Origin of the sequence: Streptomyces sp. NPDC059861, assembly GCF_042731435.1 — a bacterium.
In the GTDB taxonomy this organism is placed as follows: domain Bacteria; phylum Actinomycetota; class Actinomycetes; order Streptomycetales; family Streptomycetaceae; genus Streptomyces.
Genome location: NZ_JBHWJQ010000060.1, coordinates 1 through 23,693, shown reverse-complemented (window position 1 = coordinate 23,693; position 23,693 = coordinate 1). Strand labels below are relative to the sequence as shown.

Here is a 23,693-nt window from a genome sequence, read left to right as displayed (position 1 = left end):
GAGGGCCCGCTCCGGCATCGGAGCGGGCCCTCCATCGGTACGGCTGTCGTGCGCCGGTTCAGCGCACCGGCGCACCCTGCGGCTGCTGCGGGGAGATACCCAGCGCCGTCGTGTACTTGGCCAGGGCGAGCTTGCCGATCGCCGGGTAGGGACCGAGCGCCTCGGCGGCGGCGCAGCCCACCTCGGTCGCGGCCGCCTCGACCAGACCCGGGTCGATCTCGGGACCGATCAGGTACGGGGCTAGCGCAAGCTGCTGCGAGCCCGAGGAGCGCAGCTGCTCGGCGACGGACAAGATCGAGCCCTCCTGGTCGAGGGCCGCCGCCATCACCGGCACGGCGAGCCGCGCGGCGAGCAGCATGCCGGTGATCCCGGCCGCCTGCACGGCCTCCTCGCCGCCCACGGAGGCCAGGATGATGCCGTCCGCGGCCGTCGCCACGGTGAACAGCCGCGCGCGGTCGGCGCGGGCCAGGCCGGCCTCCGACAGGCGCACGTGCAGGGCCTCGGCGAGCAGCGGGTGCGGGCCGAGGACGTCGGTCAGCTCGGCGGCGACCCGGCTGTCCATCACGGCCTGGCGGATGTGGCGCAGCAGCGCGCTGTCCGGTCCGGCCAGCAGCGGCACCACGACGGCGACGGGGCCGTCGGGCTGCTTGACGTCCATTCCCGCCGCCCGTGCCTGCTCGTAGCGGGCGGTGCGCTCCTCGGCGGCCTGCGCGAGCACGGCCTGCAGCGTGGGGAACTCCGAGGCGTCCCCGTCGACATGGCCGATCCGGGCGTCCAGGCCGGGGAGCTCGGAGCGGGCGATGCTCACGACCTCCTCGGCGAGGGCGCGCGTGGCGGCGCTGGGCGTGCCGGGAACCGCGAGGACGAGCGCGGGCGCGCCCTCGGGAGCCGCCAGCGGCTCGGGTCGGCGGTGCCGCCCGGGCTGGCGGGGTCGCGGCATTCGTACTGGCAGGCCGGACGCGGGCCCAGTGGGGGAGCTCATGGCGCCGCATGTTACTGGCTCACTGGGCTCCCCTGTTCGGGGAGGGTGCAGGTGAGCGGTATCCGTCCTGTTTTGTCTGATGAGTTACGTACGAATTGGAAGTGATCACCGGGTTTCGGTGCGCAGGGCGACGGCGGGTGCGGGACGAACGGGCACAACTCGGAGAGTCAGTCGTCCTGTGTGGGCACCACGTACAGCATCTTTTCGTCACGCGGCAGACTGAGTGCCCCGGTCGCCAACTCGGTCGCGATCCGCACCGAGCCGTGCAGCGGATCGCCCTCGGCCACAACTCGCCGGGCCCGCGGCAGCCGTGCGGACAGCTCCTCGTCCAGGGGTACGAGGAGTGCGGCGCCCATCTTGAACAGGCCACCGGTGGTCGCCACTTGGGGCTCGCTCTCCGCCGGGCACACGGCGCGCGCGGAGTCGGCCATGTGCCGGGCCGCCGCCCGCAGCACGGCCACGGCGACCGGGTCGCCCTCGCGGGCGCAGTCCGCCACCCGGGGCGCGAAGGAACCCAGGACGGCCGGGCGGTCCGGGCGTGGGTACAGCTCGCCGGGCAGTTCCGGCATCGGGCCGAACAACTCCGTCGCGCACTCCAGCAGTCGGGCCGAGCCGCCCTCCCGCCCGTCGTGCGCGCGCAACGCGGCCTCCAGCCCGGCCCGCCCGATCCAGGCGCCACCGCCGCAGTCGCCCAGCAGGTGCCCCCAGCCGTCCGCCCGCCGCCAGCGTGTGAGATCGGTGCCGACGGCGATCATTCCCGTACCGGCGGCGACGACGGCACCGGGCCGCGATCCCAGGGCGCCCGCGTACGCGGTGACCGCGTCGGCGGCGAGGGCCACCGCCCGGATCCCGCACTCGCGGCGCAGGGCACCGGGCAGTTCGGCACGCAGGGCGTCACCGAGCGTGCTGAAACCGGCGGCGCCGACAGCGGCCGTGCCGAGCGCCGGGAGCCCGGCCTCGGCGGTCGCAGCCCGCACCAGAGGCACCAGTTGCTCCATCAGGTGCCCGGCGTCGATCCCCCGGTCACCCGTCCGCACCGGCACCCGGGACTCCCGCACGGCCAGCGGCCCCCGTGTGACGTCCCCGACGACGACCCGGAGCCCGGATCCTCCGGAGTCGACGGCGAGGAAACCATCGGTGCTCACCGATGCGGGCCCCCTCCGCTCCGCCGTCACGGCAGACGCCAGTCCACCGGCTGACCCCCTTGGCGCATGAGCAGGTCGTTGGCGCGGCTGAACGGGCGCGAGCCGAAGAAGCCACGGTCGGCCGACATGGGGGAGGGGTGGGCGGACTCCACCGAGGGCAGGTCGCCGAGCAGCGGACGGAGGTTGCGGGCGTCGCGACCCCAGAGGATGGACACCAGCGGCTTGCCGCGCGCGGCCAGCGCACGGATGGCCTGCTCGGTGACCTCCTCCCAGCCCTTGCCCCGGTGCGCGGCCGGACGCCTCGGGGCCGTGGTGAGCGCCCTGTTGAGCAGCAGCACGCCCTGCTGGATCCACGGGGTCAGGTCGCCGTTCGACGGCTGGGGCAGCCCCAGGTCGGTGTTCAGCTCCCGGTGGATGTTGATCAGGCTGCCGGGCAGCGGACTCACCTCGGGCGCGACGGAGAACGACAACCCCACCGCGTGCCCCGGGGTCGGGTACGGGTCCTGTCCGACGATCAGGACGCGTACCTCGTCGAACGGCTGCTGGAAGGCCCGCAGGACATTCGGCCCGGCCGGGAGATAGGTGCGTCCCGCGGCGATCTCCGCACGCAGGAAGTCACCCATCTCCGCGATCCGCCCGGCCACGGGTTCCAAGGCCTGCGCCCAGCCCGCTTCGACGATTTCATGCAAGGGTCGTGGTGCCACGGCGTCACCCTACTGCCGTACAGGCAGCGGCGATCAACCAGTGGCCGACGCGGCACGACCGCGATCCCCCCGGACGCCGCATCAGATCACCGCGGCCCGCACACAGAGCACGTCCGGCAGATGCGACGCCAACTGCCGCCAGCTGTCGCCGTCGTCGGCCGACGCGAACACCTCGCCGTTACGGTTGCCGAAGTACACGCCCGCCGGGTCCGCGTCGTCGGTGCACAGCGCGTCGCGCAGCACCGTGCCGTAGTGGTCCTCCTGGGGCAGGCCCGCCGTCAGCGGGTCCCAGGACTTGCCCGCGTCCGCCGTACGGAAGACCCGGCAGCGCCGGTCCGCGGGCACCCGGTCGGCGTCGGCGTTGATCGGGAAGACGTACGCCGCCTCCGCCCGGTGGGGATGGGCCGCGGCGGCGAAACCGAACGTCGACGGCAGGCCCTCACCGATGTCGGACCAGTGCGCGCCCGCGTCGTCGCTGCGGTACACGCCCCAGTGGTTCTGCAGATACAGCCGGTCCGGCGTCCCCGCGTCCTGGGTGATCTTGTGCACACACTGTCCGAAATCGGGGTTCGGATCCGGCAGGAACACCGCCGAGACACCGGAGTTGGACGGGGTCCAGCTCACGCCGCCGTCGGTCGTGCGGAACACGCCGGCCGCCGAGACCGCGACCGTCACCGCCCTCGGATCGCGCCGGTCGGTGACCACGGTGTGCAGGCCCTCGCCGCCGCCGCCCGGCTCCCACCGCGCGCGCGTCGGGTGCTCCCACAGGGGACGGACCAGCTCGAACGTCTCCCCCCTGTCCTCCGAGCGGTACAACGCGGCCGGCTCGGTCCCCGCGTAGACCACGTCCGGCTCCGCGGCCGCCGGGTGCAGCTGCCACACGCGCTCCAGGGAGGCGCCGGTGTCCTTGGGGAACTTCACTGCCGGCTGGGCCGGTTCGGCCCAGGTGCGGCCCAGGTCGTCGGAGTGGAACACCGACGGTCCCCAGTGGGCGCTGTCACCGCCGGCCAGCAGCCGCGGAGTCGTACCACGAGTGTCGATGGCGACCGAGTACACGGCCTGTGCGTTGAAGTAGGGGCTTTCGTCGAACTCCCAGGCGCTACCGCGCCGGCGCCCGATGAACAAGCCTTTGCGTGTGCCCACGGCGAGCAGTACTTCGGTCATGCCGATCACCTCCGCGACGTCTTTGTCCCAGACACCGGCCAGTCTGCACCCCACCACTGACAGTGACCCCCGAAAGTGGCTGCGCCGCAGGTCAGCACGGTGCCGCCGGACGGAAGCGGGCCGTGCGCGCGGCCCGTAGGCCTTCGGGACCGGCGCGTCGCGGCCCGGACCGTGAGCATCGACGACCCGTGCCCCGTATGGGAGGGCGGTCGGGGGATGTTCGTGTGCTCACGAGGAGGAAGCCTTCGATGGGGTTCGGTGGTCCGAGGGTGTGGCTGTGGCGCTGGCGGCGCAATCCGCTGCGGCGCCGCTCCGACAGGGTGGAGGCCTGGATTCTGCTCGGCGCCTGGGCGCTCACCGCGCTTGTCGGGGTGCTCGCCGGTCTGGCGGTCAGCCGGACCGTCGAGGGGGAACTGGCCCGGGAGCGCGTCGAGTGGCGCCCGGTCGAGGCACGGCTGGCCGAGCAGGTGCCCGGATCGCCCCCCGCACCGTCCGGCGCGCCGGGCATCGAGCGGGTGTGGGCCGAGGTCCGCTGGTCCGCGCCGGACGGTTCCGGCCGCACCGGCCAAGCCCGGGTCCGGCCCGGCAGCCCGGCCGGCACCCCCGTCACCGTCTGGACCGACCGGCAGGGCCGCCTGGTCACCGAGCCGACCACCCCGTCCGAGGCCCACGTCCGCGCCCACCTGACCGGCGCCCTCGCGGGCATCGGCGCGGCCACCCTCCCACTGGCGGGCGCCCGCCTCCTGCGCGACCGGCTGGAACGCGAACGCCTGGACCAGTGGGAGACCGACTGGGCCCGATTCGACGCACTGCGGCACCGCAGAGCGAGCTGAGCACCTCGCCGCCGGCCGGACTCAACCGCACCGAAGGAAGGCGGGCTGAGCGGCGCGCGCGAGGGCCGGATCCGACAGCGGCAGCGCCCTGTCCAGGATCGCGCCGAGGTCCGCCCCGTCGGGCAGGGTGCCGAAGGCGTGCCCCCAGTCGCCACCGAGCCGAGTCGCGCAGAACGCGTCGGCGACCGCGGGCGGCGCGTGCCGGACCAGCAGCGACGCCTGGAGGGTGAGCGCCATCAGCTCCACCAGCCGCCGCGCACCTGACGGGGAGCCCTCCGCCAGCGTGTCCTTGAGCCGGTTCACCGCGGCGTCCAGCCGGGCGTCCGCCCCCCGCGCCAGGGCCAGTTCGGCGAACAGCGCCTCCGCCGTGCCCGGTTCGCGGCTCAACGCGCGCAGCACGTCGAGCGCGTTGACGTTCCCGGACCCCTCCCAGATGGACAGCAGGGGCGCCTCGCGGTAGTGGCGGGGCATGCCCGAGTCCTCCACGTAGCCGTTGCCGCCCAGGCACTCCAGCGCCTCCGCGGTGAACGCCGGGCCCCGCTTGGTGACCCAGTACTTGCCCACGGCGGTCGCGATCCGGCGGAACGCGGCCTCGCCCCTGTCCCCGCGCACCGCCCGGTCGGCCGCCCCCGCCAGCCGTAGGGTGAGCGTCGTGGCCGCCTCGGACTCCAGCGCCAGGTCGGCCAGCACATTGCGCATCAGCGGCTGGTCCACCAGGCGCGCCCCGAACGCACTGCGGTACCGCGCGTGATGCCCCGCCTCGACCAGCGTCCTGCGCATCAGCGTCGCCGAGCCCATCACGCAGTCCAGCCGGGTGCAGTTGACCATCTCGATGATCGTCTTGACGCCCTGCCCCTCGGGGCCGACCAGCCAGGCGACGGTCCCGTCGAACTCCGGCTCGGACGAGGCGTTCGAGCGGTTGCCGAGCTTGTCCTTCAGGCGCTGGATGCGGAAGGTGTTGCGGCTCCCGTCGGGCAGCACGCGCGGCACCAGGAAGCAGGACAGCCCGTCGGGAGCCTGCGCCAGCACCAGGAACACGTCACACATGGGCGCCGACGTGAACCACTTGTGCCCCCGCAGCGTGTACACGCCGGGCTCGGCGGTCGGCGTGGCGACGGTCGTGTTCGTACGGACGTCCGAGCCGCCCTGCTTCTCGGTCATCCCCATGCCGGCCAGCAGACCGCTCTTTCGCGTGGGCACGTCGAGCTCCGGATCGTACTCACGACTTGTCAGCAGCGGCTCGTACACCTTCGCCAGGTCCGGCTGCCGGCGCAGCGCCGGGACGGCGGCGTACGTCATCGACGTCGGGCAGCCGTGCCCCGCCTCGGCGTGTCCCCACACCAACCCGCCCGCCGTACGGGCGACATGGGCCCCGGTCCGGTCGTCCGCCCAGGGAGCGCCCGCCAGGCCCTCGGTGACCGCGACGCGCATCAGGTGGTGCCAGCTCGGGTGGAAGTCGACCTCGTCGACGCGGTTGCCGTACCGGTCGTGGGTGCGCAGCACCGGCTCGTGCCGGTTGGCCAGCTCGCCCCACTCCTGGGCCTCCTCGCTGCCGGCCTGCCGGCCGAGCCGCCGGATGCCCTCCTCGGCCCACCCGGCACCCTCCCGCCGCAGCCCCTCCAGCAGGGCCCGGTCGTCGGACGCGTCGTACGGGGTCAGGGCAGGGGGCTGGTTGGAGACGACGTGCGTGGCGCCGCGGGAAGGACCGGCATGTGTCGAGACCATGCGGCAGTGTTGCACTTCCGCTACGATCGCAGCAATACTGCAACAAGAAAATTCGCCCCGTACAGTACGTGCCCATGCGCATCGACGAGACCGCCCCACCCGGCGAGGCCGCCCTGCGCCCGCTGTCGGCCCGGTCCGTCGTGCTGAGCCTGCTGCTCGGCGCCCATCCGCCGGAGCTTCCCGGGCGCGACCTCGCCCGTGCCGTGGAGCCCTTCGGTGTCGGCGGCTCCACCCTTCGGGCCGCGCTCAGCCGCATGACGGCCGCCGGGGACCTGCTGCGCACGGACACCGGCTACCGGTTGAGCGAGCGGCTGCTGGACCGTCAGCGCCGGCAGGACGACGCCCTGCACCCCCGTACGCGCGCGTGGGACGGTGACTGGGAGATGGTCGTGATCACCGCGACCGGCCGCGGCCCCGCCGAACGCGCCGACCTGCGCACCCGCCTCGGCGCCCTGCGGCTCGCCGAACTCCGTGAGGGCGTCTGGCTCCGCCCGGCCAACCTGCGCCGTCCCCTGCCGGACGACCTGGCAGCCGTACTCCAGTCCTTCACGACCCGGCCCGCACAGCCCGCGCGCGACCTGGCGGCGGCCCTGTGGCCGCTCGCCACCTGGGCCGACACGGCGCGCGTCCTGCTCGGCCGCATCGCGGGCGTGGAACGTCCCGCCGATGGCCTCACCGTCTTCGCGGCGGTCGTGCGTCATCTGCTCGCCGACCCTGTGCTGCCGCCCGCGCTCCTGCCCGCCGACTGGCCGGGAACCGCACTGCGCACCGCCTATGCCGACTACCTGCGGGAGCTGACGGAAGCCCTGCGGCGGACGTGACACGGCGGCCCCGCGATGGGCCCGCCGCAACGCTTCACTCGGCGGTCGGCACCTCCTGCGGCACCTCGCGCAAGACCTCCCGGGCTCCATACCCCCGTTTGTCCGACTTTCCGTCATTCGTACGGATGACACCTCGCATCAAGGGAACTCGGCGGGGTGAGACATGGATCTGCCAGGGAGCGTGAGTGTCATGGCACCACAGAAGACTTCGTCCGAGCTCCCGGCACCGCTGCGCGCACCTGTGACGGCGCTGCGCAAGGTGCCCGGGGCAGGGGTGGTGACCAAGGCGGCCGGTGGTGCGCTGGACGCGGTGGGCACCGTGTCACCGCGTGGTCGTCGTGTCGCGGTGTACACCGGGGCAGGGCTGCTCGGCGTGGCGGGCGTGGTGGAGTGGCCCATCGCCCTCACGGTCGCCGGCGTGGCGTGGCTGACCCAGCCGAAGCCCGGCCACGACGGCAACGGGGCGGCCACCACGACGGGCGCCGCCAAGTCGACGGCCTCCAAGTCGTCCACGGCCAAGCGGACGACGTCCAGCCGTGGGAGCGGGAAGACGGCGACCGTCAGTCGGCGCTCGACGTCGACCAGCAAAGGTACGACGTCCAGCCGCGGCAAGGCGGGGGCGGCCGGCGGGCGGAGTTCGTCCACCGGCGGCCGGCGCAAGGCGACCACCAGCGGCGGGTAGGGAACGGCGGGCCGGAGCCCTGCCACCCGGCCCGCCCGACACACGAGCAGAGGGCGTGACATGGGGCTTTGGTTGCTGACGGACTCATCGGCGGCCGTCTCCGACATCGTCATGGCCGGGCCGCGCCTGCTGGTGCGCGGCACCGCGCCGGCGGTCGGTGCCGCCGCCGGTGCCGTGGCCGGGACCGCGCGCGCCGGGGTGCGCGGCGCGGAGGCCATGGTGCGGGTGTCGCGGGTGGCGCGTGCGGCCTTGCCCGGAGCGGGACGCCACTGGCGGGCCGGCGACCGGGTGCATCTGGCGCTGCGGGCTGTCCCCGAGTCCGGGCGGGCGGAGCAGAGGGACGGCGTGGCCCCGGCGGACTGGGCCGAACAGACGGACCGGGGGGACGAGGCGGACCGAGCCGACCGCGTGGACGGAGCGGACCGCGCAGACCGAGCCGATCAGCCGGACCGGTCGGACCAGGCGGATCAGGCAGGCGGAGGCGGAGAGGGCAAGGCAGGCCGGGCGGGCCCGGCCGGGGCCACCGCACGGGCGGCCCGGCGGATGGCCGAGGAGCTCGCCGAGCACCCGGACGTGGCCTACGCCTTCTGGGACGGCGGGCTGGCCCGGCTGGTGGTCGTCGCGTGCGAGGCCACCCTGACCGACGGGGTGCTGGACCACGCCAACGAACTCGCCGACCGGTACGGACTGGTGCCCGCGGACGTCCCGGTCGAGGAGTTCGCGCACCCCGGCGACCCGGGCGAGGTGCGGACCGTGTCGGCGGCGATCGTGGCCGACGCCGCGGGCATCGTCGTCGCGGTCACCGGATCCATGCTGCGGCTGCCGCCCTCCCCCCGGTTCGTGACCGCCGCCGTCACACTGCTGCGTGAGAACCCCCGCTTCCGCGGCTTCATGCGGTCCCGGTTCGGCGCCTCCCACACGGACCTGATCCTGGCGGTCGCCAACGCGGCCGCCCATGGCGCCGGGCAGACCCCGACCTCCCTGGTCCTGGACGGCGCCCTGCGCTCCCTCCAGCTCGCGGAGGCGCTGGCGCGCGGCGCCGCGTTCGACTCGGTGCACGACCAGGTGGTCGGACCCGGACGCGACGACGTGGCCGCGCACCGCTTCCCGCGGCCACCGCTGCGGACCGCGCCCGCGCAGGAGTACGCCATCCACGCCGAGACCGGCAGCGTGGTGGGCGCCGCCGTGACGCTGCTCGTCAAGCACAGCGGTACCGAAGCGGCCGAGGCCATCCTCGCGGGCTCCCCGAAGGCCGCCCGCTACGGGCCCGCCGCCTTCCACGCGGTCCTGGGCTGCGCACTGGCCCGCACCGGCGTGCTGGTGCGCAACATGGACCGGCTGCGGCAACTGGAGACGGCCGGCACGGTGTTCCTGCATCCGAGCGCCCTGCACAGCGCGGACGGCAGCGCTGACCCGATGGCAGAGGCCGTCCTCGACGCGGCGCGCCGCGCCGGCCTGCGCGTCGTGGTGGTCGCCGATCCCGCGCTCGGCGAGTTCGCCGCGCTCGCGGACCACATCGTCGCCGCGGACCGTGCGACCGGCGAGGTCGTGGACCGGCTACGAGGGCGCGGGGGCGTCATCACCGTGGCCCGGCCGTCCTCCGCCGACGACACCGACGCGCTCGCCGGGCTGCTCGCCGGGGACGTGGCCGTCGCGCTCGCCGACGCGGACGCAGCCGTCGCCTGGGGCGCGGACCTGGTCGCGCCGGGCGGTCTGGGTGACGTGTGGCGGCTGCTCAGCGCGGTGCCCGCGGCCCGCGGGGTCGGCCGTCGCGCACAGGTTCTGGCCCGGTCCGGCGCCGCTCTGTCCGGGCTGCTGGTCGCCGTCGGCGAGTCGGGCAGTGGCACCGGCATCCCGCTGGTCGGACTGCGGCACGCGCCCGTAGACATCGGCGCCGCGCTCGCCCTGCTGAGCGGCGCGCGGGCGGCGATCGGCGTGGCGTCGGCCCGCGCGCCGCACCCCCGGCCGCGAGTGCCCTGGCACGCCCTGCGGGTGAGCGACGTCCGCGAACGCCTGGGAGGCCTGGAGCGCCGGGCGAAGGAGGAGGAGACGGTCGCCGCCTCGGCCACCGGCGGGGCCCGCAAGGTGGCGCGCACCGTCGTACGCGCCCCCGGTATGGCACCGGTCCGCTGGACCCTCGAGCTGGGCCGGGCCGTGCGCGGAGAACTGGACGATCCGCTGACGCCCGTGCTGGCCGTCGGCTCGGCCGCGTCCGCGATCCTCGGCTCCATGGTGGACGCCCTGCTCGTCGTCGGCGCCCTCGACCTGAACGCGCTCGTCGGCGGTGTCCAGCGGCTGCGCGCCGAGCGGGCGCTGTCCGGGCTGGTCGCCGAGCAGAAGCAGAAGGCCCGCGTCAGCAACGGCGACGCGGGTGGCTCGCACACCGTGGACGCCACCCGGCTCCACCCGGGCGACGTGATCGAGCTCAAGGGCGACGACGTCGTACCGGCCGACGCGCGGCTGCTGTGGGAGGACGGTCTGGAGGTCGACGAGTCGGCGCTGACCGGCGAGTCCCTGCCCGTCGACAAACAGACGGAGCCCACGCCCAGTGCCGCCGTCGCCGACCGCCGCTGCATGGTGTTCGAGGGCACGACCGTGGTCGCGGGACAGGCGCGGGCCGTGGTGGTGGAGACGGGCGAGCGCACCGAGGCGGCGCGGGCCGTCCACCTCGCCGCCCGTAAGCCCCCGGCCGCGGGGGTGCAGGCCCGTCTGCAGGAACTCACCGGCAAGGCACTGCCGCTGACCATGGCGGGCGGCGCCGCGGTGACCGGCCTGTCGCTGCTGCGCGGCGCCCCGATCCGGGAGGCCGTCAGCGGTGGCGTGGCGGTCGCGGTGGCCGCCGTTCCCGAGGGACTGCCGCTGGTGGCCACGGTGGCGCAGTTGGCGGCCGCCCGCCGCCTCAGCCACCGGGGTGTCCTCGTGCGGGCGCCGCGCACACTGGAGGCCCTCGGCCGGATGGACACGGTCTGCTTCGACAAGACCGGCACGCTCACCGAGAACAAGCTGCGCCTGGTGCGGGTGACCGACGCCGACAGCGAGGCCCGTACGCCCGAGGAGGCCGCGGACACCGAGACCATGCGGGTCGCGGTACGTGCCTGTCCGCAGCCGGAGGAGGGTCCCGACAAGCCGGTGCACGCCACCGACGAGGCCGTGCTGGACGCGGCCGGGCCCGACCCCGAGTGGGTGCAGACGGAGGGCCGGCCGTTCGAGGCGGGCCGTGGGTACGCCGGTGCCGTGGGCCACGCGGGCGACGGCAGGCGGGTGTTCGTGGTCAAAGGCGCGCCCGAGGTCGTGCTGCCGGCCTGCCGTGACGTCCCCGACGAGGCGTACGACCAGGCCCACGACCTGGCCCGGGACGGACTGCGCGTGCTGGCGGTGGCACAACGGCCCCTGGCCGACGGGGAGAAGGACTCGGAGGTCGGCGAAGCGCCCCTGAAGGGACTGGAGTTCGTGGGGCTACTCGCGCTGGCCGATGTGCCGCGCGAGTCGTCCACGGCGCTGGTGCGCGGGTTGCGCGAGGCGGGCGTACGGCCGGTCATGCTGACCGGCGACCACCCGCAGACCGCCCGTGCGATCGCCGTCCAGCTGGGCTGGCCCGAGGACACCGACGTGGTCACCGGCGACGAACTGGCCGCCGCGGACCGCTCCGAGCGTGCCCGGATGCTGCACGACGTGGGCGTGGTCGCCCGGGTCGCGCCCGAGCAGAAGCTCCAGGTCGTCGAGGCGCTGATGGACTCCGGCCGGGTGGTCGGCATGGTCGGCGACGGCGCCAACGACGCCGCGGCGATCCGCGCCGCCGACATCGGCGTGGGCATCAGTGCCCGTGGTTCGGCGGCCGCCCGCAACGCCGCCGACCTGGTGCTCACCAACGGCGACATGACAGTCCTCGTCGAGGCGGTCTCCGAGGGCCGCGCCCTGTGGCACAGCGTCGCCGACGCCGTCGCCATCCTGATCGGCGGCAACGCGGGCGAGGTCGGCTTCGGGATCGTCGGCAGCCTCCTCGGTGGGGCCGCGCCGCTGTCGACCCGTCAGATGCTGCTGGTGAACCTGTTCACCGACCTGTTCCCGGCGATGGCGGTGGCGGTCACACCGCAGAAGGACGTGCGCGAGGAGGCGAGCGCGGGCAGCGGCCCGATGGGTACGTCGCTGCTCGGCACGCCGCTCATGCGGCAGATCCGGCACCGGGCGCTGACCACGTGCCTCGGCGCGGTGGCGGCCTGGCTGATCGGCCGCTTCACTCCCGGCTCGATCCGCCGCACCACGACGATGGCCCTGTGCGCCGTGGTCGGCACGCAGCTCGCCCAGACCCTCGCCGACCGCCGCGACAGCCCTCTGGTCCGCCTGACCGTCATCGGCTCCGCCGTGGCCCTGGTCGCCGTGGTCCAGACCCCCGGCGTGAGCCAGGCCCTCGGCTGCACCCCTCTCGGCCCGGTCGCCTGGGCGGGAGTCCTGGTGGCCATCGCCCTGGCGGTCGCGGGTCAGCGAGCACTGCCGCACATCGAGCGGGCGGTCGTACGCCTGGGCGAGGGCGCCCCCGAAGGCATCAAGGAGGCGCTGGCCCGCCTCGGCACGTGAGCCGGCCGCCTCGGCGCGTGAGGGTGTCCCGGCGGGTGAGGGACGCCCGCCACGGACGCTACAGACGGCCCCCCGCCACGGACGCTACAGACGGCCCGCCACGGACGCCCCCTACAGCCGCCCGCCACGGACGCCCCCTACAGCCGCCCGCCACGGACGCCCCCTTACAGTCGCCCGCTCCGGGGGCGCCCCCTGCAGTCGCCCGCTCACACCGACCGGTGATACTGCTCAGGCACCCGCACCTCGCCCCCCAGTTCCCGCGCGGCGTGCCTCGCCCACGACGGGTTGCGGAGCAACTCGCGGCCCAGCAGGACGGCGTCCGCCTCGCCGTTGGCGATGATCTTCGCCGCCTGTTCGGCCTCCGTGATGAGCCCGACCGCGGCGACGGGGAGGGGAGCCTCGGCTTTGACCCGGGCCGCGAAGGGGACCTGGTAGCCGGGGCCGGTCGGGATGGGGACGCCGGAGGCGTTGCCGCCGGTGGAGACGTCCAGGAGGTCCACGCCGTGGGCCCGGAGATCGCGGGCGAGGCGGACCGTGTCGTCCCCGGTCCAGCCGCCCTCCTCCAGCCACTCCGTCGCCGAGACCCGGAAGAACAGCGGCTTGCCGTCCGGCCACACCTCCCGTACGGCGTCGACGACTTCGAGGGCGAACCGGGTCCGGTTCTCGAACGAGCCGCCGTACGCGTCGGTGCGGTGGTTGGAGTGCGGGGAGAGGAACTCGTTGATCAGGTAGCCGTGGGCGCCATGGATCTCCACGATCTCGAACCCGGCCGCCAGCGCCCGCCGCGCCGTGGCCGCGAACTGGCCGACGACCTCCCGGATCTGGGCCACCGTCAGCTCGGTGGGCACCGGATGCCGCTCGTCGAAGGCCACCGCGCTCGGCGCCACCGGCTGCCACCCGTAGGTCTCCGGCCCGACGGGCGCCCCGCCCTTCCACGGCTGGTCGGTCGAGGCCTTGCGCCCGGCGTGGCCGAGCTGGACGGCCGGCACGGTCCCCTGCGAGACGAGGAACCGCGTGATCCGCCGGAACGCCTCGACCTGCGTGTCGTTCCAGAGGCCGAGGTCCCACGGCGAGATCCGCCCCTCGGGGCTCACCCCGGTCGCCTCCACGATGATCAGCCCCGTACCGCCGGCCGCGCGGGCGGCGTAGTGGGCGAAGTGCCAGTCGTGGGGCACGCCGGCCTCCGGGCCCTGCGGCACCGCCGAGTACTGGCACATGGGCGGCATCCACACCCGGTTGGGGATCGTCACATCGCGCAGGATGTAGGGCTCGAAGAGCGCACTCACGGCGGACTCCATTCAGCACGGGACCGGTGGTCGACTCGTACGATATCCTTCGTAGTACGGCGGATGTCAAACTACGATGGTTCTCGTACAATAGAGGTTCCCGGACGAAGTGGAGCCGTCGTGACGCCCGCCGCCCCCATCACCAGCAGCCGTGTCCTGCCGCATCCGGCACGTGCGGACATCCGGCTGGAAGGCGTGCTGCACGCGCTCTCCGACCCGGTGCGCCTGAGCATCGCGCGAGAGCTCGGCGCCGGTGACGAGCTCTCCTGTTCACACTTCGACCTGCCGGTCACCAAGTCCACGACCACCCACCACTTCCGGGTGCTGCGCGAGAGCGGTGTGATCCGGCAGGTCTACCGGGGCACGGCCAAGATGAACGGCCTGCGCCGGGACGACCTAGACGCCCTCTTCCCGGGACTTCTGGACACCCTGCTCGCCGCCGCCGACCGGCAGGCCGCCCGGCTCGGCGATGTCGGCTGAACCGCCCTTGGCGGGGAGGTGGTTGAAGAGCAGGTTGAGCACGACCGCGGTGAGGCAGCCCGCGCTGATTCCGCTGTGCATGATGGTCTGGAACCAGTCCGGGAACCGGTCGTAGATCGTCGGCACCCCGACCGGCAGCACGCCCACCGCCACCGACACTGCCACCACGGTGAGGTTGTGGTTGCCCCAGAAGTCGACCGCGGCCAGCGTCCGCACTCCGCTCGCCGCGACCGTCCCGAACATCACCAGCCCCGCGCCACCGAGCACCGGCGCCGGAATCGCCGCCACCACCGCGCCCAGCTTGGGCAGCAGCCCGAGCAGCACCAGCATGCCGCCCGCCGCCGCGACCACCCAGCGGCTGCGCACCCGCGTCATGCCGACCAGCCCCACGTTCTGCGCGTAGGCCGTGTACGGGAAGGTGTTGAAGACTCCGCCGAGGACGGTCGACAGCCCGTCGGCGCGCAGCCCGTCCGCCAGCGGGCGCGGCTCGATCCTCCGCCCGGTCATCTCGCCGACCGCGATGAAGTCACCGGTCGTCTCGGTCATGGTGACCAGGGCGACCACCAGCATCGACACGATCGCCGAGATCTCGAACACCGGCGCGCCGAAGTGGAACGGCGTGCTGACCCCCAGCCAGCTGGCGTCCTCGACGCCACCGAAGTCCGTGAACCCGAGCGGCACCGCCACCGCCAGTCCCACCGCGATACCGATCAGCACCGCGATCCGGCTCAGGAACACCGGCGCGAACCGCTGCACGCCCAGCACCGTCGCCAGCACGAAGGCGGCCAGCGCCAGGTTCTTCGGCGCCCCGAAGTCCTCGGAACCCGCCCCACCGGCCGCCCAGTTACCCGCCACCGGCAGCAGCGAGACACCGATGATCAGGATCACCGTGCCGGTGACCAGCGGTGGGAAGAAGCGCAGCAGCTTCCCGAACACGGGCGCCAGCAGCATGATCGCCAAGCCGGCGACGATCACCGAACCGTAGATCGCGGGCAGCCCGCCGCCCGTCGTCCCGATCAGCACCATGGGCGACACCGCGGCGAACGTACAGCCCTGCATGATCGGCAGCCGCACGCCGAACCGCCAGAAGCCGACGCACTGGATCAGTGTGGCGATCCCGCACACCAGCAGATCCGCGGTGATCAGGTACGCCAGATCCGCGGGCGACAGCTTCAGGGCACCCCCCACGATCAGCGGCACGGCCACCGCGCCCGCGTACATCGCGAGCACGTGCTGCAACCCGAAGGCGGCCAGATGCCGCACGGGCGGGACCTCGTCGACGGGATGGACAGGGGCGGTCGATGCCATGGGAACTCCAGAGCGGCGGGCAGGCGGGAACATCCGAACAGCCGGAGACCGTATGCGCCTTGCACAGTTTGTCGATGTCCGATGCGTTGCCACCATGTGTCACGGTCGGCCGCGGTGGCAACGCTCCGCCGCAGGCGGGGCGCGGCCTGTCACGACGCGCCGCGTGCCGCCGCCCGCAAGGCTTCCCAGTCCGGCAGTTTGACCGTACGGCGCCCCAGTGAGGCCCCGAGTTCCGCCTCGGCTCGCTCGATGGCCCGCCACCCCGACCACTCGACCGGCTCGACCCCCAGGTCCCGCAGTGCCGTGAGCGGGTCGTCCGGGACGTCCATGCGTACGAGTACGGCGGCGTCCTCGACCAGCGACAGCACCGTCTCCTTGGCGCACGGGCGGTTGGTGCCGATGACACCCGTCGGGCCGCGCTTGATCCAGCCCGCCACGTACTCGCCCGGCGCGACGACGCCGCCCCGCACCACGCGCCCGGCCAGATGCGGCACGGTGCCCGTCGCGGGGTCGAACGGCAGCCCCTCCAGCGGCACCCCGCGATACCCCACCGACCGCAACACCAGCTGGGCCTCGACGTCCTCGTACCGGCCCGTGCCCCGCACCCCGCCCCGCCCGTCCGGCAGCGTCCGCTCGAACCGCACCGCGCCGACCCGCCCGCCGTCGCCAAGCACCTCCACCGGGCGCAGGAAGAACCGCAGCCGGATCCGGCGCGGCAGGCCCTTCGCCGGCTCGGCGGCCCAGCCGCGCAGCACCTCCACGTTGCGGCGCTGCACCGCGGGCAGCGCGGACGGGTCGACGTACGCCGGATCCAGCGCCAACTCGTCCGGATCCACGGCCACTTCGGCATCCGGCAGGGAACCCAGTTCGCGCAGCTCCTTGGTGGTGAACCGGGCCTGAGAGGGTCCGCGGCGCCCCACCATGTGGACGACGCCCACCCGGCTCGCCGTCAGCGCGGTCAACGCCGCGTGCGGCATGTCGGTGGGGCTCAGCTCGGCCGCGCCGCGCGCCAGGATCCGGGTGACGTCCACGGCGACGTTCCCCACGCCGATGACCACGGCCGACCGCGCGCCGAGCACGAAGCCGTCGGCCAGGGCGTCCGGATGGGCGCTGTACCAGGACACGAACTCGGTCGCCGAGAAACTGCCCGGCAGGTCCTCGCCCGGGATCCCGAGGTGGCGGTCGGTGGCGGCGCCCACGCAGTAGACCACCGCGTGGTACATCTCCCGCAGCCGGGCGGCCGGCACCCCGCCCGCGCCGATCTGCACACCGCCGAGGAAGCGCACCCGCTCGTGCTCCAGAACCGTCCGCAGGGTGTTCTGCAACGACTTGATCTTCTCGTGGTCGGGCGCCACGCCGTACCGCACCAGTCCGTAAGGGCACGGCAGCCGGTCCAGCACGTCGACGAGCACGGTGGAGTCCTGCTGGACCAGGGTCTGGGCGCAGTAGACCCCGCTCGGTCCCGAGCCGACGACGGCGACACGCAGCACGGCGGAACTCCTTCGTCCGGTGGGTCACCGGAGGATCGTCCGGTGCAGCACAGGAGATCGCTGATGGCTCCAGCATCGCACCGGTCCGGCCTCACTGACAGGGTGCCGGGCGGGGCGGAGCGCGAGTCCGTCCGAATGGAGTGTGGCCGCCCCGCCCCGGCTCGCCGACCCGACCGCCTGCCCCTCACAGCATCGTGCGCATCCGAGTGATCTCGCTCGTCTGCTGGGCGATCACATCATCGGCCAGTTCCTCGATCCGGACGTTGTTGCCCTGCGCCTTCACCTCCGCGGCCATCGTGACCGCCCCCTCGTGATGAGTGATCATCAGCGTGAGGAAGAGCTGGTCGAACGCCTTGCCCCGTGCCGCCCGCAGCTTGCCCAACTGTGCCTCGGTCGCCATGCCCGGCATCGCGGCATGGTCGTGACCGCCGTTCTGCTCGCTCTTCCCGTGCTCCTTGAGCCAGCTGCGCATGACCTCGATCTCCGGCCGCTGCGCGGCATCGATACGCTCGGCCACCTTCTTCACCTGCGAGGACTGGGCGCGGTCCGGCACGAGTCCGGTCATCTCCAGCGCCTGTGAGTGATGCTCGATCATCATCCGCGCGTAGTCGGCGTCGGCGGAGTTGGGGGAGTCGTCGTCGGCGCGCTGCTCCGCCGCCTCCTCGGCCGACAGGGTCCGGTTCGCCTCGCCGGGCATCCCGGGCACGATCACCGACGGCCCGCTCGCCCCGTCCGGTTCGGCGTCCGCACCGGAGTCGCAGGCCGTCAGCGCGAGTACGGCCAGGGCGGTCAGCGGCACCGCGAGGCGGATCGCCCGGGCGAAAACCTGTGTCACATCTCGGTTTCCCTCTATTGATCTGTGCATGGCGACGACGATACTGCGGAGGTCCATGACCCGTTCCCTCGCGAACGGAACCAGGGAGGACGCAGTGATCCTGTCGAACGATCCCCGAACGCGGCTCAGACGTCTCGGTGTAGCCACCGCCGCGGCCGGACTGCTGGCCGCATTACTGACGGCGCAGCCGGCGAGCGCGATCCCCGACCCGGGGGACGGCCCGCCGGCCGGCAAGGAGGTCTCCAGCAGCACCCGGGCCGAGGTGCGCGAGGCGCTGGAATCCGGGGAGATCCCCGGAGTGGACGAGATCGTCCACTCCGCCAACATCGAGCACCTCACCAACATCCCGAAGGACGTGCTGCCCAACACCAACTCGGACCTGGCCTTCCAGGGCCGGTACGCCTTCGCCGGCAACTACGACGGATTCCGCATCTTCGACATCAGCAACCCCAGGGCGCCCAAGACCGTCGCCCAGGTGCTGTGCCCCGGCTCGCAGAACGACATCTCCGTCTCCGGCGATCTGCTGTTCCTGTCCACCGACTCCTCGCGCAGTGACAGCAGTTGCAACAGCACCTCCCAGCCGGTGACCGAGAAGTCCTCCTGGGAGGGCATGAAGGTCTTCGACATCAGCGACAAGCGCAACCCCCGTTACGTCGCCGCCGTCGAGACCGCCTGCGGCTCGCACACCCACACGCTGCTCCCCGAGGGCCGCAACGTCTACGTCTACGTCTCCTCGTACTCGCCGAACGCCGCCTACCCCGACTGCCAGCCGCCGCACGACGGCATATCGGTCATCAAGGTGCCGCGCCACGCGCCCGAGAAGGCGGCGGTCGTCGGCTTCCCGGTCCTCTTCCCGGGCGAGGGACCCGACGGTGGTGGCAACCCCGGCGGACCGACCAACCCGGGCGTCTCCAAGACCACCGGCTGCCACGACATCACCGTGCTGCCCTCCAAGGACCTCGCGGCGGGCGCCTGCATGGGTGACGGCATCCTGTTCTCCATCAAGGACCCGGAACGCCCGAAGGTCATCGACCGCGTCCAGGACAACGTCAACTTCGCGTTCTGGCATTCGGCGACCTTCAACCAGAGGGCCAACAAGGTCATCTTCACCGACGAGCTGGGCGGCGGCGGAGCGGCCACCTGCAACGCGGAGATCGGCCCCAACCGGGGCGCCGACGGCATCTACGACGTCGTCGGCAAGGGCGACCGGCGCAAGCTCGTCTTCCGCAGCTACTACAAGATCCCCCGGCACCAGGCGGACACCGAGAACTGCGTCGCCCACAACGGCTCGCTGATCCCCGTCAAGGGCCGGGACATCATGGTGCAGGCCTGGTACCAGGGCGGCGTCTCGGTCTGGGACTTCACGGACTCGGCCCGCCCCAGGGAGATCGCCTACTTCGAGCGCGGCCCGATCAGCACCGAGCAGCTCACGGGCGGCGGCTCCTGGTCGGCGTACTACTACAACGGCTACATCTACTCGAACGACCTGGTGAAGGGCTTCGACGTCCTGAAGATCGACGACCGGCGCACGGATCCCGCGCGATGGGTGAAGCTGCGCGAGCTCAACGTGCAGACACAGCCGGACTACTTCGACTGATCAACGGCGGGTGGCGCGGCGGCACCTGACGTGTCACCCGCCCCGGTCGCGAAGAAGCGCGACACATCCGCGTCGCACCTCCCGCCGGGCGCCTCGGCGCCCGGCGGGAGCCCCTGCTCCCGGTCGAGGCCGTAGCGCCGGAACAGCTCGGCGCGCAGGGGAGCGAGGGGCATGCCGACGTTCGGCAGCACCATCGCGTAGACCGCGCCCATGAGCAGCGCACGCAGCATCGGATAGTCGGTCTCGGTGTCACGGGAGCCGTACCGGGCGACGGTGTCCCGCAGCAGTTCGGCGAGCCGCTGCTGCTCGGGGCACTGCACGAAGCCCTCGGTGTCCAGCAGCCCCGCCATGTGCTGGCGCATCAGCACCGTCCGGTCCCGGGCCAGCCCCAGGATCGCGTCGACGGCCCGCGCCATCCGCTCCCGGCCGTCCTCGGTGCGCGGCTCGCGCTCCAGCGCCTCCTCCAGCGTGCGGTGCATCAGCCGGTGCACGGCGGACTGCACCAGCTGGCGCTTGCCCGGAAAGTAGTACGACACCAGTCCGCGCGCCGATCCGGCCCGGTCCGCGATGTCCGCGAGCGTCGTCGCCTCGTATCCGCGCTCGCTCACCAGCTCGACCGCCGCCTGCAGAAGCCGCTCCCGGGAACGCCGCCGCAACTCTTCATTGACCGAGGCGCTACGGGGGGTCATGCTGTAACTCCTGCGTTGACTGGCTGCCAGCCAACTATACTCAGGGCGTCCGGACCGGCCCATGAGTAGCTGGTTCCGGCGGTGCCGTCCTGCCCCGGGCGACGCGGGGGATCGTCCGGGGTGGGCGGTGTTTCTGCGGGATCAGCGCACCAAGGCGAGCACCGTGGCGCAGCCCGTCCGGTCGTCGGTGGCCGGCAGATGGTCCGCGAAGTGCACCGCGCGGCCCAGCGCCGCCGCGCCCCCGTCCGCCCGCCGGTCGTCACCGACCATCAACCTCCCGTGGATCGGCGCCGAGGCCCGTGCAGGCGACCTCGAACAGCCGGGCATCGGGTTTGCGGATGCCGTGCTCGTACGACAGCACGTAGGTGTCCACGTACGGATCGAGCCCGTGCGCGCGGAACACCGGGCGCAGGTCCCGGCCGATGTTGGGAACGTCGCCGGGACGACATACGCCCGGAGCGCTCGGCACACGCCTCGTGATCAGGCGTGCCGGCGCTCGTGGGCGGTCACCGCCAGCGCCACCACCATCGCCCCGAGCAGCCAGCCGGCGACCACGTCCGTCAGCCAGTGCACGCCGAGCCACACGCGGGTCACTCCGACGCCGGCCACCGAGAACACGGCCACGGCGAGGACCGTACGGAACAGGGTGCGGTCGGCGCCGTAGTGGTGCAGCAGCCACAGCAGCAGGCCCAGGACGACCGTGGCCGTCATGGCGTGGCCGGACGGATAGGCCGCGTAGTGGGCCGAGTCGACGGGGTCGGGCCACTCGGGCCTTTCACGGCCGACGGCGGCCTTCATGGCCTGCTGCACCCCGCTGGTCACCGCCACGGTGACCACCAGCCACAGCGCCGTCCACCACGCCGAGCGCCGCAGCACCAGCCACAGCACGACCGCCGCACACAGGATGCGCATCGTCAGCGGGTCCCAGACCCAGTCCGTCAGGATCCGGCACGCCTGCGTGAGCCCGGACTCCTCGACCGCCCAGCCGTGGGTGGTCCGGGCGACCACGCGATCCAGGGTCATCAGGGGGCCCCAGTCGGAGGCGACCAGGAGGAGCAGCAGCAGTGAACTCAGCGCCAGCGCGATCGCGGCACGGACGGCCGTGCGGGGCTCGGACGCACGGGGCGGGGAGTCGACGGACTGGTTGTGCATGGTGAGATCTTTACCGACCCTTGGGGCTGGAGGCCACTACCCGAGGGTTCCGGCACTGAGTAAGGCCTGATATCACCGTAGGTTCGACGGGCGTGCCTGGCGGGCACCGCGACAGCCGGACCTGGCTACCGCTACCCCAGTGCCCGCAGGCCCGGTACGAACGCCACCAGCACCGGCACCACCGGCACCAGTGCGGCCGCCGCCGTCAGGCGCAGCCGCCGGCCCGCGGTGAGGCGGGCCGGGGGAGTGAGCAGACGGTGCACGCGCTGGGGCACGTGCGCGTGCGGGGCCGGGCCGGGACCGAACACCCCGCGGTCCTCGTTGAGTTCCACCAGTGCGAGAGCGGTGGTGAGCCGGCCGAAGCGGCGGGAGGCCACGTCGTCCGCGGCGAGTTCGACCAGCCGGTGCATCTCGTCACGGAAGGCGGCGAACACCGGCACCTGCGGAAATCCGCCGGCCAGCGCCGCGGAGCAGTGCAGCAGCCAGTCGTGCCGGGCCCGCGCGTGGCCCTGCTCGTGCGCGAGGACGGCGTCCAGTTGCCGCCCCCTCAGCCGGCGCAGCGCCGCGGTGGTGACGACGAGCCGGGGCGGCGCACCCGGCAGCCACCAGGCGTCCGGCCGCTCACCCTCCAGGACGACGAGGCGCCCGTCGGCCGGTTCCTCGCCGGGCAGCAGCGGCGCCCGGACCAGCAGCTCCGCCCTCCGCCGCCGACGCAGCGCACGGGCCCGTACGACCTCCCGCACCAGCATCGCCGCGCTCCACGCCGCGCCGCACGCGAGCGCCAGCGCGGTCGCCGCCGCCCAGGGAACCGCCACACCCAGCGCGTACGCCTCGACGACCGCGCGCGGCGCCGGGGCGAACACATGGCCTCGCACCGCGTGCCAGGCCGCCGCCGCGCTGAGCGTCATCGACAGCGCGCAGCACAGCAGGACGCCCGCCACCACGCACTGCCACATCCACAGGGCCACCACGGGTTCGCGATCCGGCCAGTCGGCCCGGGCGAGCAGCCGCGGGGCCAGGACGGCGGTCAGGGCGCCGAGCAGCAACAGTGCCGCGGGGACCATCATGGGAACACCCTATGAGCGGCGGGCTACTCAGAGGTAGGACTGATCGTCCAAGTGACGCAGGACACGACTTCGCTCACAGGGCGATGAGCATCGCGACCATGGCGATGCCCATGGACAGGCGGCAGGCCTGCGCCAGTTCGGGCCGGTCGCCCCATCCGGCGCGATGCGGGCCACCCGCCACGGCCGGTACCGGGATGAGCCGGGCTCCGCTCAGCAGGACGTACCCGGCGAAGTACAGCAGGAGCGCGCCGGTGACCGCCGGAAGGCCGGAGCCGCCGTGGGCGTGGCCGTCGGCGGCGCCCGGGGAGACGGCCATCGCCCACGCCATGTAGACCATCGCCGCGGCGCCCACCAGGTGGTGCAGGTGGTGTCTGCCGGTGCGCGCCACCCACAGGGCGCGCAGGGCCGCCGCGCCGAAGACGGCCGCGTACACGGGCCAGGCCCACTGCGGTGGGCTGTACACCGCCGCCGGTACGGCCATCGCGGCCATGCCGAACCCCATCAGCGCCTCGTCGCCCGCGGTACGGCGCTGCTCCTCGACACCGCTGCGCAGGCGCAGCAGACAGTAGGCCCCGGTCGCCGCGCACAGCGCGACCAGCAGCCAGCCCGACGCGGCCGGTCCGTGCACCCGCACCTCCCCGCTCGACGGTCGGTCAAGGGTTGCTCGATGGTTAGGTGTGCCCGTTTCGTGCGGCGCGCACGCGAGCGCAAGGGTGTACGCGGGGGCGTTCGGCGGAGCGTATTCACCCAGCCGGGATGCCCTGGGTAACAGTTTACGGGTAAAACACCCGTTAAGCTTCAAGGATGAGCAGTACGAACCCCACCTCTCGGCCCCCACGCGTACGCGGGCTTCCGCTCGCCGGCGTACTGCGCGCGGGCCGGCCCTCGGACATCTGGTTCAAACCCGCACTGAGCGTGGTGGTCGCGCTCGCCCCGCCGGATCTGACCCTTCTCGCCCTGGGCCGCCTCGACCTGGCCCTGTACACGATGGCCGGATCGCTGTGTGCCCTGTACGCCCACAACCGTCCGTACGCCGCCCGGGCCCGCGTACTGGTCTGGGTCGTGCTCGGCATGCTCGGTGGACTCGCGGGGGGCCGGGGCCCCGGCCGAGCCCGCGGGGGGGGCGGGGCGGGGGGGGGCGGGGGGGGGCGCCACCCC

Annotated in this window: 19 protein-coding genes and 2 pseudogenes; 7 read left to right on the top strand and 14 right to left on the bottom strand. The window is 73.4% G+C overall.

The genetic code is table 11. From position 1 onward, the window contains the following. Positions 1–58: 58 nt before the first annotated feature. The 4 genes from ACFV6X_RS33855 to ACFV6X_RS33840 form a co-directional block, all read right to left on the bottom strand. A complete protein-coding gene (locus tag ACFV6X_RS33855; protein ID WP_385390118.1) occupies positions 59–982 on the bottom strand; it encodes a sirohydrochlorin chelatase in 924 nt (307 codons plus the stop codon). Between the two features lie 167 nt (positions 983–1,149). After that, entirely contained in the window at positions 1,150–2,127 is a 978-nt protein-coding gene (locus ACFV6X_RS33850) for an N-acetylglucosamine kinase (RefSeq protein WP_385390116.1), read from the bottom strand. A gap of 26 nt (positions 2,128–2,153) precedes the next feature. Further along, entirely contained in the window at positions 2,154–2,831 is a 678-nt protein-coding gene (locus tag ACFV6X_RS33845) for a uracil-DNA glycosylase (protein ID WP_385390115.1), read from the bottom strand. A gap of 81 nt (positions 2,832–2,912) precedes the next feature. Beyond that, positions 2,913–4,052, bottom strand: a complete 1,140-nt coding sequence (locus ACFV6X_RS33840) for a WD40/YVTN/BNR-like repeat-containing protein (RefSeq protein WP_385390113.1) — start codon at positions 4,050–4,052, stop codon at positions 2,913–2,915. A 191-nt stretch (positions 4,053–4,243) separates the two neighbouring features. Here ACFV6X_RS33840 and ACFV6X_RS33835 point away from each other — a divergent pair, with 191 nt between their 5' ends. Beyond that, positions 4,244–4,828 carry a hypothetical protein gene (locus ACFV6X_RS33835; protein WP_385390111.1) on the top strand — a complete coding sequence of 195 codons (585 nt, stop codon included), beginning with the start codon at positions 4,244–4,246 and terminating at the stop codon, positions 4,826–4,828. A 21-nt stretch (positions 4,829–4,849) separates the two neighbouring features. Here ACFV6X_RS33835 and ACFV6X_RS33830 read toward each other — a convergent pair whose 3' ends face one another. Continuing rightward, on the bottom strand, positions 4,850–6,553 hold the full coding sequence (locus tag ACFV6X_RS33830; RefSeq protein ID WP_385390110.1) for a DNA alkylation response protein: 1,704 nt from the start codon (positions 6,551–6,553) through the stop codon (positions 4,850–4,852). A gap of 74 nt (positions 6,554–6,627) precedes the next feature. On the opposite strand from ACFV6X_RS33830, the gene ACFV6X_RS33825 reads away from it, so the two are divergent. The 3 genes from ACFV6X_RS33825 to ACFV6X_RS33815 all read left to right on the top strand — a co-directional run bounded on the left by ACFV6X_RS33825 (position 6,628) and on the right by ACFV6X_RS33815 (position 12,631). Continuing rightward, positions 6,628–7,374, top strand: coding sequence for a PaaX family transcriptional regulator C-terminal domain-containing protein (locus tag ACFV6X_RS33825; RefSeq protein ID WP_385390108.1), 747 nt, complete (start codon positions 6,628–6,630; stop codon positions 7,372–7,374). A 190-nt stretch (positions 7,375–7,564) separates the two neighbouring features. After that, positions 7,565–8,056 carry a hypothetical protein gene (locus ACFV6X_RS33820; protein ID WP_385390106.1) on the top strand — a complete coding sequence of 164 codons (492 nt, stop codon included), beginning with the start codon at positions 7,565–7,567 and terminating at the stop codon, positions 8,054–8,056. A gap of 60 nt (positions 8,057–8,116) precedes the next feature. Continuing rightward, positions 8,117–12,631 (top strand): HAD-IC family P-type ATPase, encoded by a 4,515-nt coding sequence (locus ACFV6X_RS33815; protein ID WP_385390105.1) that lies wholly within the window; start codon positions 8,117–8,119, stop codon positions 12,629–12,631. Positions 12,632–12,837: 206 nt separating this feature from the next. On the opposite strand, the gene ACFV6X_RS33810 is transcribed toward ACFV6X_RS33815, so the two are convergent. After that, entirely contained in the window at positions 12,838–13,917 is a 1,080-nt protein-coding gene (locus ACFV6X_RS33810; protein WP_385390103.1) for an NADH:flavin oxidoreductase/NADH oxidase, read from the bottom strand. A 120-nt stretch (positions 13,918–14,037) separates the two neighbouring features. Here ACFV6X_RS33810 and ACFV6X_RS33805 point away from each other — a divergent pair, with 120 nt between their 5' ends. Beyond that, positions 14,038–14,397, top strand: a complete 360-nt coding sequence (locus tag ACFV6X_RS33805; protein WP_385390101.1) for an ArsR/SmtB family transcription factor — start codon at positions 14,038–14,040, stop codon at positions 14,395–14,397. On the opposite strand, the gene ACFV6X_RS33800 is transcribed toward ACFV6X_RS33805, so the two are convergent. The 3 genes from ACFV6X_RS33800 to ACFV6X_RS33790 all read right to left on the bottom strand — a co-directional run bounded on the left by ACFV6X_RS33800 (position 14,314) and on the right by ACFV6X_RS33790 (position 18,060). Beyond that, the gene (locus tag ACFV6X_RS33800) at positions 14,314–15,705 is read right to left on the bottom strand and encodes a nucleobase:cation symporter-2 family protein (RefSeq protein WP_385390099.1); all 1,392 of its coding nucleotides are present in this window, start codon (positions 15,703–15,705) and stop codon (positions 14,314–14,316) included. The two genes, ACFV6X_RS33805 and ACFV6X_RS33800, sit on opposite strands and share 84 nt — an antisense overlap. Positions 15,706–15,854: 149 nt before the next feature. Next, entirely contained in the window at positions 15,855–17,195 is a 1,341-nt protein-coding gene (locus tag ACFV6X_RS33795; RefSeq protein WP_385390098.1) for an FAD-dependent oxidoreductase, read from the bottom strand. A 184-nt stretch (positions 17,196–17,379) separates the two neighbouring features. Then, the gene (locus ACFV6X_RS33790; RefSeq protein ID WP_385390132.1) at positions 17,380–18,060 is read right to left on the bottom strand and encodes a DUF305 domain-containing protein; all 681 of its coding nucleotides are present in this window, start codon (positions 18,058–18,060) and stop codon (positions 17,380–17,382) included. A 25-nt stretch (positions 18,061–18,085) separates the two neighbouring features. Between ACFV6X_RS33790 and ACFV6X_RS33785 the strand changes: the two genes are divergently transcribed. Next, on the top strand, positions 18,086–19,627 hold the full coding sequence (locus tag ACFV6X_RS33785; RefSeq protein ID WP_385390096.1) for an LVIVD repeat-containing protein: 1,542 nt from the start codon (positions 18,086–18,088) through the stop codon (positions 19,625–19,627). Here the strand turns inward: ACFV6X_RS33785 and ACFV6X_RS33780 are convergent. The 5 genes and pseudogenes from ACFV6X_RS33780 to ACFV6X_RS33760 all read right to left on the bottom strand — a co-directional run bounded on the left by ACFV6X_RS33780 (position 19,615) and on the right by ACFV6X_RS33760 (position 23,163). Continuing rightward, the gene (locus tag ACFV6X_RS33780) at positions 19,615–20,316 is read right to left on the bottom strand and encodes a TetR/AcrR family transcriptional regulator (protein ID WP_385390095.1); all 702 of its coding nucleotides are present in this window, start codon (positions 20,314–20,316) and stop codon (positions 19,615–19,617) included. The two genes, ACFV6X_RS33785 and ACFV6X_RS33780, sit on opposite strands and share 13 nt — an antisense overlap. Before the next feature lie 141 nt (positions 20,317–20,457). Continuing rightward, positions 20,458–20,755: pseudogene (locus ACFV6X_RS33775) on the bottom strand (HAD family hydrolase); the annotation flags it as partial. A 41-nt stretch (positions 20,756–20,796) separates the two neighbouring features. Further along, a complete protein-coding gene (locus tag ACFV6X_RS33770; RefSeq protein WP_385390094.1) occupies positions 20,797–21,468 on the bottom strand; it encodes a phosphatase PAP2 family protein in 672 nt (223 codons plus the stop codon). A 131-nt stretch (positions 21,469–21,599) separates the two neighbouring features. Next, the gene (locus tag ACFV6X_RS33765; protein ID WP_385390093.1) at positions 21,600–22,535 is read right to left on the bottom strand and encodes a M56 family metallopeptidase; all 936 of its coding nucleotides are present in this window, start codon (positions 22,533–22,535) and stop codon (positions 21,600–21,602) included. 73 nt (positions 22,536–22,608) lie between these two features. Beyond that, on the bottom strand, positions 22,609–23,163 hold the full coding sequence (locus tag ACFV6X_RS33760) for a DUF5134 domain-containing protein (RefSeq protein ID WP_385390092.1): 555 nt from the start codon (positions 23,161–23,163) through the stop codon (positions 22,609–22,611). 176 nt (positions 23,164–23,339) lie between these two features. On the opposite strand from ACFV6X_RS33760, the pseudogene ACFV6X_RS33755 reads away from it, so the two are divergent. Beyond that, a pseudogene (locus ACFV6X_RS33755) lies at positions 23,340–23,693 on the top strand (hypothetical protein); the annotation flags it as partial.